Below are 16,455 nucleotides of genomic sequence, written 5' to 3' on the forward strand. Positions count from 1 at the left end.
CATGTAGGCACCATGTAGGCAAATAATAGCAACAAAGAGGAATATAAGGTAATACTAAATTTTTGTAATTCTGTGCCAAACGCAGAATCCATGCGGGTTTCAAGAGGTATCGCTACAATTGGAAATGTTTGGTAATGTGAATTTTTCAGGATTGTGATTCCTGTTGTCGTGGGTTCGAGCCCCATCGTCCACCCCACCGAATTCGTTGCAAATCAAAGGCTTACAAGTTTAAACTTGTAAGCCTTTTGTTTTTTCGGAAGATGATTTTTCAACGTGTTCTCGACTTAGTCGCTTTAGCGCGTTTAATCGTACGACGGTTGTATGCCTGATGAATCATTTACTCAACTGCATGTCGATTTGCATTGATGATATTTAACTCACCACTTTCCTTTCGATCACTTACTGTCGCTGGGCGCATGTCGGTAAGTGTAAATTGAACAAAACTTACACCTTTCATTTTTTTCTTTTTCTTCGCAGTATTTCATTAGTCGAGTCCAGATTGTTGTCCATCCACTTCTTCTGTACAACTGTCTGCATACGCGCCAAAAACTAAAAATCTCAGTGTTCGTTGCAGGTCTATTGCTCGGTGATTGTGGTGCGAAGAATGGGAGGCTATTCGCGTCCCATTTAATGATGTGCAAGGCATCGTTCTGGATATATTGTTACCGTATCCGAGAGAAATTTTTGCATACGAGGATGCTTTGGCCGATTGAAAAAATCATCCGGTGTGGCGCGTTCTTGCAATTGCCCCTGATCCATGAAAAGCACGCGATCCGCCACTTCGCGCGCAAAGCCCGTCTCAAGTGTGACGCAGACGATGGTCATGCCGTCGCGCGCCAGATCTCGCATTACAAGTAACACCTCTCCGACCATCTCCGGATCAAGCGCACTGGCGGGTTCGTCAAACAACATCATCGGCGGTTGCATTGCCAGAGCTCTTGCAATTGCGACGCGTTGCTGTTGTCCGCCCGATAGTGGCGATGGGTAAGACTGCGCTTTATGCCCCATGCAACCTGCTCAAATAGATCCAATGCGAGACATAGGTGAAAAACGAATATCTAACGATTAAATGATTCGTTCTTGTTTTTCGATCGTCGATTTAATCTATAACCCTTAGAAATCAATTTAATTTTTAATGGAAACCCTTATGACAATCAAGAAACTCCTTCTCGCCGCATCTATCGCTGTCATCGGTACCGTGGGCGGCATAGTCCACGCTGCTGACATTACCTTGCTCAATGTATCTTACGATCCGACACGCGAGTTATATCAGGATGTAAATCAGGCATTTGCTAAACAATGGAAAGCCAAGAGCGGTGACAACGTCACCATCAAGCAATCACATGGTGGTTCTGGTAAGCAGGCCCGTGCTGTGATTGATGGTCTCGATGCCGATGTGGTGACACTGGCGCTGGCTTATGATACTGATGCGATTGCAGAGAAAGGTTTGCTCGATAAGGCATGGCAAAAGCGCTTGCAGCACAATGCGTCTCCTTACACCTCTACCATCGTGTTCCTGGTACGTAAGGGAAATCCAAAAGGAATTAAGGATTGGGGGGATATTTCTAAGCCTGGCGTGTCCGTGATCACGGCAAACCCTAAAACTTCGGGTGGTGCACGTTGGTCGTATCTGGCAGCGTGGGGTTATGCCTTAAATCAAAAAGGTGGGACACAGGCTACGGCAAAAGACTATGTGCAGAGGGTATTCAAGAATGTGCCAGTACTCGATTCGGGCGCACGCGGATCAACGGTGACCTTTGCAGAACGCGGTATTGGTGACGTGCTCTTGACCTGGGAAAACGAAGCCTATCTGGCGATCAAGGAATTTGGTGCCGATAAGGTCGAGATCGTGACACCGTCTATCAGTATTCTGGCGGAACCACCAGTGGCTGTGGTCGATAAAGTCGTCGACAAACACGGCACACGCAAAGTGGCTGAAGCCTACCTGAATTACCTGTATTCCGACGAGGCGCAAGAAATTATAGGCAAGAATTACTATCGTCCGACTACTGACAAGGCACAGAAGAAATACGCGGCTCAGTTTGCCAAAATCAAGTTGTTTAATATCGATGAGTCGTTTGGTGGATGGACCAAGGCGCAGAAAGATCACTTCGCTGATGGCGGTGTGTTTGATCAGATTTATCAACCGGGTAAGGAACTAAGATAAAGCAGCCGTTCAGACATTCAATCACGCTTTAGGACGAACAATCATGAGCATACTGCTGCTATCCGGAAGCCCGTCAACACCATCTCGCTCAAGTCGATTGCTTTATTATGTCGGCGATAAATTGAAGGAGTTGGGCTACCACACGGTGAGTTTAAACGTCAAAGATTTGCCTGCGCAAGCTTTGCTGCACGCAGACTTCTCTCACCCGGAACTGGTCGCTGCGAAGCACAAACTGGCGCAAGCCAAGGCGATCGTGATTGCTACTCCTATCTATAAGGCCGCCTATAGCGGTCTGCTGAAAACGTTTCTGGATATCTTGCCGCAGGATGGCTTGCGTGGAAAATTGGTCTTGCCACTGGCAACTGGGGGGAGTCAGTCGCATCTGCTGGCGCTCGATTATGCATTGCGGCCAGTGCTGGCGGCGCTCGATGCCGAGCATGTGCTCACTAGTGTGTACGCCACCGATGCGCAAGTGGAATGGACGGAACAGCTTGGCTTGCGCATCGATCCGACTATTCTAAAGCGCCTGCAAGACGGAGTTAACCATTTGGCTGCGCGTCTAATCCCTTTGCGCGAATCTGAACTGCTAGTTGCTGCAATGCCGGATCACTGTAGTGCATAAAGATGACGTAATTCTAGCCAATAAAAAAACCAATTTTCAGTAGTCGACTTAGCCGCGTATTCACGGCAGGGGGACTGCTTTTCCAAAAATTTCGAGGCCAAGCATGAGTAAAGATCAAAAACACACATCAAAACGTCGCACCCTAGGCTGGTTGTCGGCGCTGACGGCAATGACCCTGACTGGCAGTATTTCTTCTGCTTACGCACAAACTACGTTGCTAACAAAGGGCAGTCTGAATTCCAGTTTGCGGATCGGCTATCAAAAATACGGCACGCTGACCTTGTTAAAAGGCACAGGAGCGCTCGATAAGCGTCTGGCAGCCTTGGGCGTAGAGGTGAAGTGGACAGAATTCCCCGCTGGCCCTGTGCTGTTGGAAGGCTTGAATGTCGGCAGCATAGATTTTGGCACCACCGGCGAAGCACCACCGATTTTTGCCCAGGCCGCTGGTGCCGATCTGGTGTATGTCGGCAATGAGCCGCCTGCACCATCCGCCGAAGCGATACTGGTGCCGAAGAATTCGACATTGAAAACTGCGGCTGATTTGAAGGGCAAGAAAATTGCCCTCAACAAGGGCTCCAACGTACATTACCTGCTGGTCAAGGTGCTAGAAAAAGCCGGCATCGCTTACAAGGACGTCAATGTTGTCTTTTTGCCGCCAGCTGATGCACGCGCTGCCTTCGAGCGTGGCAGCGTCGATGCTTGGGTGATTTGGGATCCGTTCCAGGCCGCGGCAGAAAAACAGCTGGGTGCACGCGTGCTAGTCGATGGCAAAGGCATCGTCAGTAATCATCAGTTCTACCTGGCCTCTCGAGCATATACGCAAAAAAAACCAGAAGTGCTGCGCATTGTGCTGGAAGAATTGGTCAAGATCGATGAATGGGGTGGCAAAAATTTGAAGGAGGTGACAGCGATTTTGTCTGCTCAGATCGGTCTGGAGCCGGCTATCGTTGACATCTCTACCAATCGTTTCTCGTTCGGTGTCAGACCATTGAGTGAACAGGTTATCAAAGAGCAGCAAAATATCGCGGATACCTTCGCAGATCTAAAATTGATTCCTAAGAAAATCAATATCAGGGATGCGGTCGTCGGCATCAAGTTTTAAGGTCCTGCCATGAATACGCAAACCCTAATAACTTTTCGTCGGAAAATTCTATGGCTGTTGAGCGCCGTGACAATATTGTTGCCAGCGCTGGCAACAGCAGCAATTGCAGTCAATGACGCACCCAAAGAAATTCGCATCGGATTTCAAAAGAGCTCCGTCAACCTGACATTGTTAAAACAACGTCAGGCGCTGGAGCAGCAATTGAAAGGCGTGAAAATTAGCTGGTTTGAATTTACCGCTGGACCACAAATGTTGGAAGCTTTGTCGGTCGGTAGCGTCGACTTCGCCACCACTGGCGAGCCGCCGCCGATATTTGCACAATCTGCAGGTAGCAATCTGGTGTATGTGGGCGCCGAGCCGGCTAAGCCAGGCGTCAGCGCAATTCTCGTAAAGCCTGATTCCAGCATCAAGACATTAGCCGATCTGAAGGGTAAGAAAGTCGCGTTTCAGAAGGGCTCCAGCGCGCATTACCATGTCTTGCGTGCTGTTCAGCAAGCCGGTTTGCAATGGTCCGATATCACGCCTATCTATCTGGCTCCGGCCGATGCGCGCGCCGCGTTTGAGCGTGACAGCGTGGATGCCTGGGCAATCTGGGACCCTTATTGGGCTGCAGTCGAACAAAGTGCCAAGCCCCGGATCTTGGTGACCGGCAAAGGCCTGGTGAACAATTTGTCGCACTATTTATCGAACCGCAGTTTTGCCGACAAGTACCCGAAAGTGATACAGCTCTTGTTTGAAGAGCTGACCAAGAGCGACAACTTCGTACAGAAAAATCGCGCTGAGGCAATCGCGGAAATTGCCGCCAGCACGGGTTTGGATAAGCCCACGATTGCCGCTTTTCTGGAACGCCGCCCACGCTCGCCAGTGGTGTATCTGACGCAAAACATCGTCGATGAACAGCAACGCGTGGCCGACAATTTTTATCAGCAGAAGCTAATCCCTAAACCCGTCAATATCAAAGACGCCGTCTGGTTACCGCCTGGCAGCAAGCTTTAAAAAATATAAAGGTCATATCATGAGTCTGCAAATATTTTGGTTCATTCCTACCCATGGCGATAGCCGATATCTAGGTACCAGTCAGGGCGCAAGGGCGATTAATTACGACTATCTGCGCCAAGTGGCGGTGGCTGCCGATACCCAAGGATTTGATGGTGTCTTGCTGCCGACGGGACGCTCTTGCGAAGACGCCTGGGTGGTTGCGTCGAGCCTGATAGGGGCGACGCGCAATCTGAAGTTTTTGGTCGCTATTCGCCCGGGACTGAGCAGCCCTGGTTTGGCGGTACGTATGGCTTCCACCTTTGATCGTTTGTCCAACGGACGCCTGTTGGTCAATATCGTCACTGGTGGAGATCAAGCTGAACTGGAAGCGGACGGCGTGTTTGCCGATCATGAAAAGCGCTATGAAATAACCGATGAATTTCTGCGTGTCTGGCGTGCTTCATTGGCGGGGGAGGGCGGCGATGCCGGCTTTGACTTTGAAGGTAAGCATCTGCAAGTGAAAGGAGCGAAAACGCTGTATCCGCCGGTTCAGCAACCGCATCCTCCGCTGTATTTCGGTGGTTCCTCGGAGCCAGCGCATGAGCTGGCAGCAGAACAGGTTGATGTGTACCTGACCTGGGGCGAACCACCGGCAGCGGTAGCGGTCAAGATTGCCGACATGCGTGCCCGTGCGGCAAAACATGGCCGTACCCTGCGCTTCGGCATACGCCTGCATGTGATCGTGCGCGAGACCAATGAACAGGCGTGGCAGGCGGCCGAAGACCTGATCAAGTATGTGGACGATGATGTGATTGCTCGTGCACAGAAATCCTTTGCCAAGATGGATTCTGTCGGCCAGCAAAGAATGACTGCTTTACACGGCGGCAAACGTGACAAGCTGGAAGTGTCGCCTAATCTCTGGGCCGGTGTTGGCCTGGTACGCGGCGGAGCAGGAACAGCGCTGGTCGGCGATCCGGAAACCGTGGTGGCACGCATCAAAGAATATGCCGATTTGGGGATAGAAACCTTCATCTTCTCGGGCTATCCGCATTTGGAAGAGTCGTATCGTTTTTCCGAGCTGGTGTTTCCTTTGCTTGGCAAAGGCAATCCGGCCGTGACTAGCAGCCTGACCGGTCCGTTTGGCGAAATCATCGCCAATAGTGTCGTGCCTAAGGCCGCCTAGGCGAGGTGACTAACATGAGTCAGTTCATCACTCCATTTGTAGAAAAATCCGGCAATGCCAGCACGTTCAATGTGCTGGCAGCGAGCGACGTCGGAAGGCGCGCATCGAATCTACACCAGCCCTTGCATGATCTGCTGTACCGGCTGGCACCGTGGGCGGTACCTCTGGCACTGATACTGTTCTGGCAAATCGCCGCGCAGCTAGGTTGGTTGTCCAGCCGGATACTGCCGGAACCGCTGGCCGTGGCCAAGGCATTTTGGACCTTGACCGTCTCTGGCGAAATCTGGCTCCATGCCAAGACTAGCTTGTGGCGCGCCATATCAGGCTTCGCGGTCGGCGGTGGCCTAGGTTTGCTACTGGGCTTGTTGACGGGCAGCTTCCGGCTAGCAGAAACCCTGCTCGACACGACGCTGCAAATGATCAGGAATATTCCGGCACTGGCACTGATCCCGCTGGTGATTTTGTGGTTTGGTATTGATGAGACTGCCAAGCTGTTTCTGGTCTCGGTCGGCGTGTTTTTTCCCGTGTATCTGAACACCTTTCACGGCATCCGTTCAGTCGATAAGGGCTTGATCGAGATGGCGCAAAGTTACGGCCTGTCAGGTTGGGCCTTGTATCGCGATGTGATACTGCCTGGTGCCTTGCCATCGATACTGGTCGGTGTGCGCTTCTCGCTGGGACTGGTGTGGGTGTTGCTGATCGTCGCAGAAACCATATCAGCGCAAGCCGGTATCGGTTACATGACGATGAATGCCCGTGAATTTCTGCAAACCGATGTGGTGTTGGTCGGGATCTTGCTGTACGCCTTGTTGGGTAAGTTGGCCGACGTGCTTTCACGTGCGCTGGAACATTACTGGTTGCGCTGGCATCCGGGCTATCAAAAGAGGTCAGTATGAATCGTTTAAATAGTCTTTATCCAAGTGCTGCCGTGGCTGAGATTGCTGCGTTAAGAGACCTGCTCAGCCCTAGTTGGAATACCGAGGATGAATGGCCAGAGCCGGCTTTGCCTGCCAAGCGGCCAAGCCAGGGAAGCGCGTTCGAGATACGCATGCTGCAAAAATCGTATCAAGGCCGTCAGGTAATCAAGTCGCTCAATTTGCAAGTGAAGGCGGGCGAATTTATCGTCGTGATCGGACGTAGCGGTTGCGGCAAAAGTACGCTGTTGCGTCTGGTTGCAGGTCTGGAGCAAGCTGACAGCGGTGGCGTGCAATTTGACGATGCGTCTGGCCGACCAGAAATTCGTGTGATGTTTCAGGATTCACGATTACTTCCGTGGAAAAACGTCTTGAACAACGTCGCATTGGGATTGAAAAATGGCAAACAAGCAGCCGCTGCAGTGTTGGACAAGGTCGCGCTGTACGATCGTTCCAGCGACTGGCCATCAGTGCTCTCCGGCGGACAGCGTCAGCGCGTTGCACTGGCCAGAGCTTTGGTCCACGAGCCAGCTCTGTTGCTACTGGACGAACCACTGGGCGCGCTCGATGCATTGACGCGCATAGAGATGCAAAACCTGATCGAAAGCCTGTGGCAACAGCGCGGCTTTACGGCGCTGCTGGTAACCCATGATGTGCAGGAGGCCGTGGCGCTGGCCGATCGCGTGATACTGATCGAAGACGGCCAGATTACGCTGGATCAAACGGTTGATCTGCCAAGGCCGCGCGTTCGCGGCAATCTGGCATTTGCCGAGTTGGAAGCAAAGATATTGTCGCGGGTACTCAATCATCCAGCGGTAGCACTCGATAGCGAACTCGGTGATGTCTCACTATTACGCACAGTGAGTCAGGTTTCCTGGGCGATCTAACTTTTTCTTAAAACCATATACACCACCCAGTATTTTTCATTAGCGCTTTACATTCGTGCGTAATTGGCACATTTTTTAATATTTATAGGGGAGTATATCCCCGCACGCTCTATACAAAGGAAATCACCATGACCATTCAAGCCATCAATGTACGCAATCAATTCCGCGGAAAAATCAAGGAAATCATCGAAGGACCGGTAGTCTCGGAAGTCGATGTAGAAACGCCAGCCGGCATTGTCACCTCGGTCATCACAACCCGCTCCATCCGCGATCTGGGTCTGGTCGTCGGCACCGAAGTGGTCGCGCTGGTGAAGGCGACGGAAGTCTCCATTGCCAAGCTTTAAGGGCGTCAGAGGCTGCTGTGGAAAAGGTCGATCACGCAAAAAATAAGTACTAAAAAAAGCGGCATTCGAACTATTTGTCGAATGCCGCTTTTTGTTGAGCTATGCCGTATTCCGCGTGGCGACAGCAGTCACAAGAAATGTCTAAAATTCTTCCCAGTCGTCAGCTTGTGCGCCTTGTGTAGTTTGCTTAGCTTTTACCGTTGCTGGCTTTGCTAGCGCTGGCGTCACACTTCGCTTACTTACAGGTGCTTTGGTCACGCCTTTTTTTGCGGCTTGAATCTTGGGCGACGCATGCACACTCATGGGCTTATCGATCTGGCTTTTTGCGGCTTCGTTCAGATCCAATTTAAATACACTCACCACACGACTCAAATTGCTAGCCTGATCCTGCATAGAAGCGGCGGCAGCGGCGGCTTCTTCAACCAGCGCCGCATTTTGCTGTGTTACCTGATCCATCTGGGTGATGGCGATATTGATCTGATCTATGCCGGCACTTTGCTCCAGTCCCGCTGCGGTAATTTCGCTGATGATGTCGCTAACGCGTTTAACGCTGGCCACCACTTCTAACATGGTGCTGCCCGCCTGATCGACCAGCTTGGTGCCCTGATCGACTTTATCCACAGAGTCGTTGATCAGCTCCTTAATTTCTTTGGCGGCACTGGCAGAACGTTGCGCCAGATTGCGCACCTCGGATGCCACGACGGCAAAGCCACGGCCCTGTTCACCGGCGCGCGCCGCTTCTACTGCCGCATTTAAGGCCAGGATATTGGTTTGAAAGGCAATGCCATCGATGACCGCAATGATATCGACGATTTTCTTGGAAGAGTTATTGATGGAACCCATGGTGCTCACCACTTGCGATACCACGGCGCCACCCTTTTGTGCAACTTCGGAAGCCGACTGCACCAATTGATTCGCCTGCCTGGCATTGTCGCTGTTATGTTTGATGGTGGAGGTAATTTCTTCCATGGACGAGGCAGTTTCTTCTAACGAACTGGCCTGAGTCTCGGTGCGGGACGACAAATCCATATTGCCAACGGCAATCTGTTTGGATGCTGTCGCGATCAGATCCGTGCCGCTACGCACTTCTCCGACTACCGATAATAGACTGCTATTCATTTCCTTGAGCGCCTGCAGCAGTTCGCCAGTTTCATCCGTGGTTTTTACCTCAATCTGACTGGTCAGATCGCCAGAAGCCACAGTTTTCGCCACCCGTACCGCTTCTTGCAAAGGACGGGAAACAACGCGCGCTATAAAATATGCCAGAGTCAAACCCAGCGCGATGCTACCTAACAAAACGGCGATGATCAGGGCGCGGGAATTGGCGTAAATTTTTTCACCCAATTGATATGCCGCTACCCCGCCGTCTGAATTTATCTTCACAATTTTGTCGGCTCTGATGAGCATTTCGGCATTTAGCTTAGAAGAGTCGCCGCGCAATGTTTTACGTGCTGCGTCCATATCATTGGCACGCGCCTGCTCGGTTAATTTTCCGGCTTCAATCACATATAGATCCCAGAGTTTTAGATATTCCGCATACAATATTTTCTCTTCTGGCTCAGTGATCAGCTTGGCATAAGTTTCTTCATATTTTTTTAGTTCAGCAACGTAGTCACTCCAGCGTTTTTGATATTTATCCAGTGCCGCACTATCTCCGGCCGATAAAACTATCTGCATTTCCTGAGTGCGCAGACGCGAAATCCTTTCTTTAATCCCCATCGCTGCGTTGATGGATGGCATCCAATTCGTACCCAGATCATAGGCCGTGGTATTCACGCGTGATAGTTGATAAATTGAAAACCCACCAAGAAAACCAGTGAGCGTGAGCAGAAGGATAAAGCCCACAAATAATTTTGCGGAAATTTTGAGGTTGTAAAACTGTTTCATGGGAAAACCTTCCAATAAAAGCTAAACAATAAATGACCGTCGCAATTAGGCGCGATGAGAAGAACTCACGTAAAGAATATACTATTTGTGGACGCACATTGAAAAAGACCTGTGATACGTTTCCGATTTCAACAACACTTGGCCTTTAGAATTCGATATGAGGCCAGTAGCGACCTGTATCATGAGGTATTACCTAGTCCCTTAATGATGAAAGCTGCCCGGCAACTTGCGTGATAACTTTTGTCGTAGTCAGTTGAATTTGATTCAGGCGGTCAAGTGCATTAGCGCGGCCGCCAACAGTGTAAGAGCGCCAATTAGGAATGTTTTTCGCTTCTGGGCGTTTATCTGAGGATAGCAATGCAGGTCTAACCCAATGAAGAGAGTGCAAGGTACTCCGCAAGTTATTCCTGCTTTTTGACACACAAAAGAATGCCGGTAAAATTTTCAATACCTATCCTTAGAGTTAGGTAATTCGTTGTAAAGCAAAGGATTAAAATTTTTTTTGCAAGTCTTTTGTTTTTTTCGTCAATCAAATTTCAATTTTTGGAGGAACGTTTTCCAATTGCTTCTAATCCTGATTATAGTAAGTTGTTTTGGTGGTATTTATGTCGGCGAGCTCCTTGCTGACGGCCAGTATAAATCCAACTAAACTTACCTCTTCCATGTTTGCTTTTTCTTCTCAGACAAAGAGTCTTAAGCAAGACATTCTGTAAAAAACTAAATTCATATAGGCTGCCTTGACAATAGCTGCGTAGGCAGCTATATTCTTGCGTATGGCAAATACTCAGAAAATCATCCCCGTACCCGATTCCCGCAATGGGGAGGTGTCAGTCGCGGATCTGGCTGAGCATTTGTCTTCTGGTGAATTTTATTTTCCTGGAAATTGTAAGCCTGAAGAAACCATAGGCTACCTAGTTAAAACCTTGCATCTTTCAATGCTGAAAACGATAGATGTGGAAATGCAAGTGCATGGTTTAACTGCGATGCAATGGCGACCACTTTGGTTGATCTCGCAGGGTAAAGGTGAAACGGCGGCAGTGCTGGCAAAAGAGATGAACATGGATACCGGCGCGGTGACACGTATGCTAGACCGGCTGCAGGCCAAAGATTTGCTGGTGCGTAAACGTTGCGAGCAAGACCGTAGAGTGGTGCATCTGGAGTTAACCGAAGAGGGACTAGGTATTTGTGCGCAAATCCCAACTGGTTTGTGCGCGGCCATCAATCACCATCTGCGTGGATTTTCAAACGATGAGTTTGAAACCTTAAAACGCTTATTGCAACAGATGATAAGTAACGGACTGTCGTTGTAGTTTTTCTATCCATTTATTCCTGATTCATTATTTTATTGATTAAAAATGCATGTACTTTTTTATTTAATTGATTGCCTAGGCAATTACCGACTACGCAGCTATGTGCTGAGACGATTATTTACGGAATTAATATGAAATCTACCCGTTTGTCCCGCCTCGCTTCTGTGGTCGCGTCCGCGATGTTGGCAGCTTGCGCCAATTTCAGCGGCATCGAGCCCCAGTCCCAGAGTAAATCCGCGACCGATTTGTCACTTTCATCGACACCAATGCAGTGGCCGGATGAGCAGTGGTGGCGTGCGTATAAAGATCCAGTCCTTTCAACGTTGATTGCTCAGGCGCTGGCGAATAATCCGGGGATCAAGCTTGCTCAAGCCAGGTTGGCGCAAGTTGCTGCACTAAGTGCCAACGCAAGATCGCTTGAATCTGCTCAGCTGGGGCTTGGCATACAGTCGATACGCGAGCGTTTTACCGAGAATGGTTTAATCCCGCCTCCATTTGCAGGTGCAACCAACTCTAGCAATTCTTTCATGCTCAACGCCAGTTATGAAATCGATTTTTGGGGTAAAAACCGCGCAGCCCTCGATGCGGCCTTGAGCTCCGAAAGCGCGGCGCAGGCAGAACTGAAGTCGGCCAGGCTGTTGATTGCCGCCAGTGTCGCCAAGAGCTATTTTAGTATGGCTGGGGCCTTAGAGCAGAAGGGGAATTTACAAACGATGCTGGCGCAGCATGAGCTATTGCTGAGCTTGATCTCGCAACGTGTCGCTGCTGGCATGGACAGTCAGTTCGAATTGAATCAGGCGGAAGCGAGTATTCCCGCGATTCGCGCCGAGACTATTAGGCAGGAAGAGCATATTGCTCTTATGCGCAATGTCTTGGCTGCCTTGACTGGTAGCGGCCAGGGTTCTACCAGTGAATTGACCGCGAGCCTGCCTGTAATAGTCACTAGTAGTTTGCCCGATGCAATACCGGCTGATTTAATCGGTCGTCGTGCGGATATTGCTGCCGCCCGCTCGCGCGTTATGGTGGTAAGTAAGCAAATTGAGGTCGCTAAAGCAGAGTTCTACCCCAACGTTAACCTGACGGCGTTTGTAGGGTTTTCTAGTCTTGGATTGAGTCATTGGTTTGATGGCAGTAGTCGGGATTATGGCATTGGACCAGCACTCAGCTTGCCGATTTTTGATGGTGGTCGCTTGCGTTCGAATTTGCGCGGTAAAACAGCGGACTATGACGCCGCGCTGGAAAGTTATAACCTGACTTTACTTGAGGCGGTGCATGACGTTGCCGATCAAGTTGCTGCATTGCGGTCATTGGCGCTGCAGCAGAAGCAGCAAGTAGCCTTGCAGCAGTCTGTCGAGTCTAGCTACCAATTGGAGCAGCAGCGTGAGCGTGCCGGAATGGTGAGTAAATTAAGCACGCTTAACGCCCAAAGCGCGGTGTTGCAGCAACGTAAGTCTGCGATTGAACTCAAGGCCAGGGCATTGGATTTGAGTGTCAATCTTAATCGTGCCTTAGGTGGCGGTTTTGGTGCACCGCTTAGCGCAGACACTTTGTAAAAGCTCAAACATATAAATTATCGCCATAAGCCGTCGCACGTCGATCTAGGCTAGGACAGAACAGAAAACATGATGAATACTCAAACCACAAACAGTAAAAATGGCAATCGCAAATTGATAATGTTGTCACTGACCGGCATATTTGCCGTTGCCGCGATCGGCTACGGTGCGTATTGGTTTGTCAGTCACGGCAAACACGAAACGACGGATAACGCCTATGTTCAGGGAAATGTCGTGCAGATTACCCCTCAAATTTCAGGTACCGTCACTTCAATTGCCGTACAGGATACTGATTTTGTTCGCGCTGGACAGAGTCTTGTCAAACTGGACGCGACTGACGCGCAAGTAGTGTTAGAGCAGGCCAGCGCGCAGTTGGCACAAGCTGTCAGGGAAGTGCGTAACCTGTACGCGAACAATGACACCTTCACCGCTAACGTGATCTTGCGTGAGTCAGACATTGCAAGGGCCGACAATGAGCTGGCACGTACCCGTGACGATCTTGCGCGCCGCCAATCCTTGATTGGTACCGGTGCGGTTTCTAATGAAGAACTACAACACGCCAAGGCCAACTTGGTGACTGCTCAAAGTGCTCAATCCGCGGCGCATGCAGGTGCGCTCGCCGCGCGCGAACAATTAAACTCGAATAAAACGCTTACTGATGGCGTCAGCATAGAGCAGCATCCGAATGTACAACGTGCGGCGGCCAGATTCCGCGAAGCCTACGTTAACTTGCAGCGCACCGATCTGGTTTCTCCGGTGACCGGTTATGTGGCGAGACGCAGTATTCAATTGGGGCAGCGCATACAAGCCGGTGCGCCGATGATGGCGATCGTGCCTATGGATCAACTCTGGGTCGATGCTAATTTCAAGGAAGTGCAATTGCGTACTATGCGCATCGGCCAGCCTGTTCATCTGCAAGCCGATATGTACGGGAATAAAGTCAGTTATCACGGCACTATCGAGGGGCTAGGAATGGGGACCGGCGCCGCCTTTGCCTTGTTACCAGCGCAAAATGCGACCGGCAACTGGATCAAAGTGGTGCAGCGCGTGCCGGTACGTATTAAGTTGGATCCCAAGGACTTGGCTGCCCATCCCTTGCGGATAGGCTTGTCGATGGAGGTCGATGTTGAGGTGGCAGATCAGAGCGGCAAAGCTTTGGCTGATACGATCAAAAGCGACAATGCAGCAGAAGTATTTTTGCCAAAAAACAAAGAGGCCGATGTCGAGATAAAAAAAATTATTGCCAGTAATTTAGCATCGCATTCTGGCAAATCTCACTAACCCTGATTGGCACTGACTCACCATGTCCCAGGCTATTTCTCACGATGCCGCCAACTCGCCTAAACCGGCGATGCGGCATGTACACCATACTCCTCTCACTGGTAGCGCTTTAATCTGGGGCACATTTGCTCTGGCATTGGCTACCTTCATGATAGTGCTGGATTCATCGATCGCTAACGTCTCCATCCCCGCAATTTCTGGTGATTTGGGAGTGAGTCCTGCCCAGGGTACTTGGGTGATCACCTCATTTGCAGTAGCCAATGCGATCTCAATTCCACTCACTGGTTGGTTGACCCAAAGATTTGGTCAGGTACGTTTGTTCGTGATCAGTATCCTGCTGTTCGTAATCGCATCCTGGTTGTGCGGTTTTGCTCCGAATATAGAATCGCTAATCGCGTTTCGGGTATTGCAGGGGGCGGTTGCCGGGCCGATTATTCCATTGTCGCAGGCCTTGCTGTTGTCTAGTTATCCTAAGGCTAAAGCGGGTCATGCATTAGCTCTGTGGGCGATGACCACGATGGTCGCACCGGTGATGGGTCCTTTGCTGGGGGGCTGGATTACTGATCATATTTCATGGGCCTGGATTTTTTATATCAATGTACCTGTCGGCATTATTTCTATCGGCATCACCTGGAGCCTTTATAAGGAGCGCGATTCTATTATTCACAAGCTGCCGATTGATAAAGTTGGTTTGTTCTTGTTGGTCGTGTGGGTCGGTGCTATGCAAATCATGATGGACAAGGGTAAGGAGCTTGACTGGTTTGAATCTGGCGAAATCATCGCGCTGGCTATCGTCGCTGTAGTCGGCTTTGCTTTCTTTATCGGGTGGGAGTTGACCGACGAGCATCCTGTGGTTGATCTGCATTTATTCAGGAGCCGTAATTTCTGGACCGGTACGGTCTCATTGTCGCTCGCATATGGGGTCTTCTTTGGTAATGTGGTGTTGCTGCCGCTTTGGTTGCAGCAATACATGGGATATACCGCTACTCAGGCGGGCATTGTGCTGGCACCGGTGGGCGTGATGGCAATCTTATTGTCGCCCTTGGTCGGGAAAAATATAGGGAAGGTTGATCCACGTCTTCTTGCCTCCGTCTCATTTATCGTGTTTGCGCTGGTGCTGTGGATGCGTTCGCGATTTAATGTGCAAGCAGATATAGCGACGATACTCATTCCCACGGTCATTCAGGGTGTCGCGATGGCGTTCTTCTTTGTCCCACTGGTGTCTTTGACTTTGTCTGGCTTGACACCGGATAAGATTCCGGCGGCGTCTGGTTTATCCAATTTTGCCCGCATCACCGCCGGAGCTTTCGGCACTTCCATCGCGACCACTTTGTGGGAGAGTCGTGCGGCTATGCATCATGCGCATTTGTCGGAAAATATTAATTTGGCTAATATGACCGCCACTCAAACGCTTGATAGTATGCAAGCATCAGGCTTAAGCATGCAGCAAGCGCTGGCACAGATAAATCGCAGCATTGATCAGCAGGCTTACATGATGTCGGCGAATGATATTTTTTTCGCCTCTTCAATTGTCTTTATCCTTTTGCTTGGCATAGTTTGGCTGGCCCGCCCTGTAAAAGGGGGCGGCGCAGGGGGCGATGCGGGTGGTGCGCATTGACCTGCCGTGCAATTCTCCGCGATTTTGTCGTTGTCGATCAGTTGTAGCTGTAAGCTAAGGCATACTTGCTTACTTCAGATTCAGCGTTAGGTTTAGGGCGCTGCAATTGCCTAGCGAGGTTAGTAAGGATTTGCTATTAAGCATGCGTAGCGGTGATGACGGAGGTGATCTGCTGCTGCCACTTGGTCGAAGTCATCGTAACAAAAAATACCCGTAAGTTTGGTCTCGCGGGTAACTAATTCTAATTGGATCGCAAATAAGCTTGCCAATCCAGAGCAAGCTTTGCTATAGTTCGCCTCCCGCTGAAGAGCGGGGCGAAATGAAGAAAGTAAGGCAGGCGAAGCAGTCCCTGGTTTGAATTGAGAACTACAGTAAATTCAAGCGCTAGTAAAACAAGGGGTTGACGAGCAGAAGGAAATGCCGCATAATCTCATCTCTCTGCTGCTTACAAACAAAACGCTTTGTAGCAATCTGGCAGAAACGCAACGCAGTCGGTGCAAATCGATAGTGAAGCGAAAAATACAGAATAGTGATCTTTAACAATTAACAGTCAATAAATGTGGGCACTTGATAAAGAGCGCGGCTAATTACTTCGGTAGTTAGTTAAAC

Annotated in this window: 13 protein-coding genes and 1 pseudogene; 12 read left to right on the forward strand and 2 right to left on the reverse strand. The window is 50.1% G+C overall.

Features of this window, described 5'->3' with window-relative positions:
• Nucleotides 1–627: 627 nt before the first annotated feature.
• Nucleotides 628–1,002: pseudogene (locus tag ACO0K8_RS14135) on the reverse strand (ATP-binding cassette domain-containing protein); the annotation flags it as partial.
• Between the two features lie 145 nt (nucleotides 1,003–1,147).
• On the opposite strand from ACO0K8_RS14135, the gene ACO0K8_RS14140 reads away from it, so the two are divergent.
• From ACO0K8_RS14140 to ACO0K8_RS14175, 8 genes are all read left to right on the forward strand, one after another.
• Entirely contained in the window at nucleotides 1,148–2,167 is a 1,020-nt protein-coding gene (locus ACO0K8_RS14140; protein ID WP_422947293.1) for a sulfate ABC transporter substrate-binding protein, read from the forward strand.
• Nucleotides 2,168–2,210: 43 nt separating this feature from the next.
• A complete protein-coding gene (ssuE, locus tag ACO0K8_RS14145) occupies nucleotides 2,211–2,789 on the forward strand; it encodes an NADPH-dependent FMN reductase (protein WP_422947294.1) in 579 nt (192 codons plus the stop codon).
• Nucleotides 2,790–2,892: 103 nt separating this feature from the next.
• Nucleotides 2,893–3,891, forward strand: coding sequence for a sulfonate ABC transporter substrate-binding protein (locus ACO0K8_RS14150; RefSeq protein WP_422947295.1), 999 nt, complete (start codon nucleotides 2,893–2,895; stop codon nucleotides 3,889–3,891).
• A gap of 9 nt (nucleotides 3,892–3,900) precedes the next feature.
• Nucleotides 3,901–4,887, forward strand: a complete 987-nt coding sequence (locus ACO0K8_RS14155; protein WP_422947296.1) for an aliphatic sulfonate ABC transporter substrate-binding protein — start codon at nucleotides 3,901–3,903, stop codon at nucleotides 4,885–4,887.
• Nucleotides 4,888–4,912: 25 nt separating this feature from the next.
• Nucleotides 4,913–6,052, forward strand: a complete 1,140-nt coding sequence (gene ssuD, locus ACO0K8_RS14160; RefSeq protein ID WP_422947317.1) for an FMNH2-dependent alkanesulfonate monooxygenase — start codon at nucleotides 4,913–4,915, stop codon at nucleotides 6,050–6,052.
• A gap of 14 nt (nucleotides 6,053–6,066) precedes the next feature.
• On the forward strand, nucleotides 6,067–6,948 hold the full coding sequence (gene ssuC / locus ACO0K8_RS14165; RefSeq protein ID WP_422947297.1) for an aliphatic sulfonate ABC transporter permease SsuC: 882 nt from the start codon (nucleotides 6,067–6,069) through the stop codon (nucleotides 6,946–6,948).
• Nucleotides 6,945–7,853 (forward strand): ATP-binding cassette domain-containing protein, encoded by a 909-nt coding sequence (locus tag ACO0K8_RS14170; protein WP_422947298.1) that lies wholly within the window; start codon nucleotides 6,945–6,947, stop codon nucleotides 7,851–7,853. The genes ssuC and ACO0K8_RS14170 overlap by 4 nt, the downstream gene beginning before the upstream one ends.
• Nucleotides 7,854–7,981: 128 nt before the next feature.
• Nucleotides 7,982–8,197, forward strand: a complete 216-nt coding sequence (locus ACO0K8_RS14175) for a TOBE domain-containing protein (RefSeq protein WP_422947299.1) — start codon at nucleotides 7,982–7,984, stop codon at nucleotides 8,195–8,197.
• Between the two features lie 141 nt (nucleotides 8,198–8,338).
• Here the strand turns inward: ACO0K8_RS14175 and ACO0K8_RS14180 are convergent, their stop codons facing one another.
• Nucleotides 8,339–10,084 carry a methyl-accepting chemotaxis protein gene (locus ACO0K8_RS14180; protein ID WP_422947300.1) on the reverse strand — a complete coding sequence of 582 codons (1,746 nt, stop codon included), beginning with the start codon at nucleotides 10,082–10,084 and terminating at the stop codon, nucleotides 8,339–8,341.
• Nucleotides 10,085–10,857: 773 nt separating this feature from the next.
• Between ACO0K8_RS14180 and ACO0K8_RS14185 the strand changes: the two genes are divergently transcribed.
• From ACO0K8_RS14185 to ACO0K8_RS14200, 4 genes are all read left to right on the forward strand, one after another.
• On the forward strand, nucleotides 10,858–11,394 hold the full coding sequence (locus ACO0K8_RS14185) for a MarR family winged helix-turn-helix transcriptional regulator (protein ID WP_422947301.1): 537 nt from the start codon (nucleotides 10,858–10,860) through the stop codon (nucleotides 11,392–11,394).
• A gap of 131 nt (nucleotides 11,395–11,525) precedes the next feature.
• Complete coding sequence (locus ACO0K8_RS14190; RefSeq protein ID WP_422947302.1) at nucleotides 11,526–12,947, forward strand: efflux transporter outer membrane subunit; 1,422 nt, start codon at nucleotides 11,526–11,528, stop codon at nucleotides 12,945–12,947.
• 72 nt (nucleotides 12,948–13,019) lie between these two features.
• Entirely contained in the window at nucleotides 13,020–14,228 is a 1,209-nt protein-coding gene (locus tag ACO0K8_RS14195; RefSeq protein ID WP_422947303.1) for an HlyD family efflux transporter periplasmic adaptor subunit, read from the forward strand.
• 22 nt (nucleotides 14,229–14,250) lie between these two features.
• On the forward strand, nucleotides 14,251–15,846 hold the full coding sequence (locus tag ACO0K8_RS14200; protein WP_422947304.1) for a DHA2 family efflux MFS transporter permease subunit: 1,596 nt from the start codon (nucleotides 14,251–14,253) through the stop codon (nucleotides 15,844–15,846).
• Nucleotides 15,847–16,455 lie beyond the last annotated feature (609 nt).

It is taken from the genome of Undibacterium sp. Ren11W (assembly GCF_049340485.1).
Taxonomy (GTDB): Bacteria; Pseudomonadota; Gammaproteobacteria; order Burkholderiales; family Burkholderiaceae_D; genus Undibacterium.

What these genes read in the sequence shown, in the direction of transcription:
- ACO0K8_RS14200 (WP_422947304.1), top strand. Translation starts at nt 14,251, where the DNA reads ATGTCCCAGGCTATTTCTCACGATGCCGCCAACTCGCCTAAACCGGCG.
- ACO0K8_RS14175 (WP_422947299.1), top strand. Translation starts at nt 7,982, where the DNA reads ATGACCATTCAAGCCATCAATGTACGCAATCAATTCCGCGGAAAAATC.
- ACO0K8_RS14150 (WP_422947295.1), top strand. Translation starts at nt 2,893, where the DNA reads ATGAGTAAAGATCAAAAACACACATCAAAACGTCGCACCCTAGGCTGG.
- ACO0K8_RS14170 (WP_422947298.1), top strand. Translation starts at nt 6,945, where the DNA reads ATGAATCGTTTAAATAGTCTTTATCCAAGTGCTGCCGTGGCTGAGATT.
- ACO0K8_RS14180 (WP_422947300.1), bottom strand. Translation starts at nt 10,084, where the DNA reads ATGAAACAGTTTTACAACCTCAAAATTTCCGCAAAATTATTTGTGGGC.
- ACO0K8_RS14155 (WP_422947296.1), top strand. Translation starts at nt 3,901, where the DNA reads ATGAATACGCAAACCCTAATAACTTTTCGTCGGAAAATTCTATGGCTG.
- ACO0K8_RS14140 (WP_422947293.1), top strand. Translation starts at nt 1,148, where the DNA reads ATGACAATCAAGAAACTCCTTCTCGCCGCATCTATCGCTGTCATCGGT.
- ssuC (WP_422947297.1), top strand. Translation starts at nt 6,067, where the DNA reads ATGAGTCAGTTCATCACTCCATTTGTAGAAAAATCCGGCAATGCCAGC.
- ACO0K8_RS14195 (WP_422947303.1), top strand. Translation starts at nt 13,020, where the DNA reads ATGAATACTCAAACCACAAACAGTAAAAATGGCAATCGCAAATTGATA.
- ACO0K8_RS14190 (WP_422947302.1), top strand. Translation starts at nt 11,526, where the DNA reads ATGAAATCTACCCGTTTGTCCCGCCTCGCTTCTGTGGTCGCGTCCGCG.
- ssuE (WP_422947294.1), top strand. Translation starts at nt 2,211, where the DNA reads ATGAGCATACTGCTGCTATCCGGAAGCCCGTCAACACCATCTCGCTCA.
- ACO0K8_RS14185 (WP_422947301.1), top strand. Translation starts at nt 10,858, where the DNA reads ATGGCAAATACTCAGAAAATCATCCCCGTACCCGATTCCCGCAATGGG.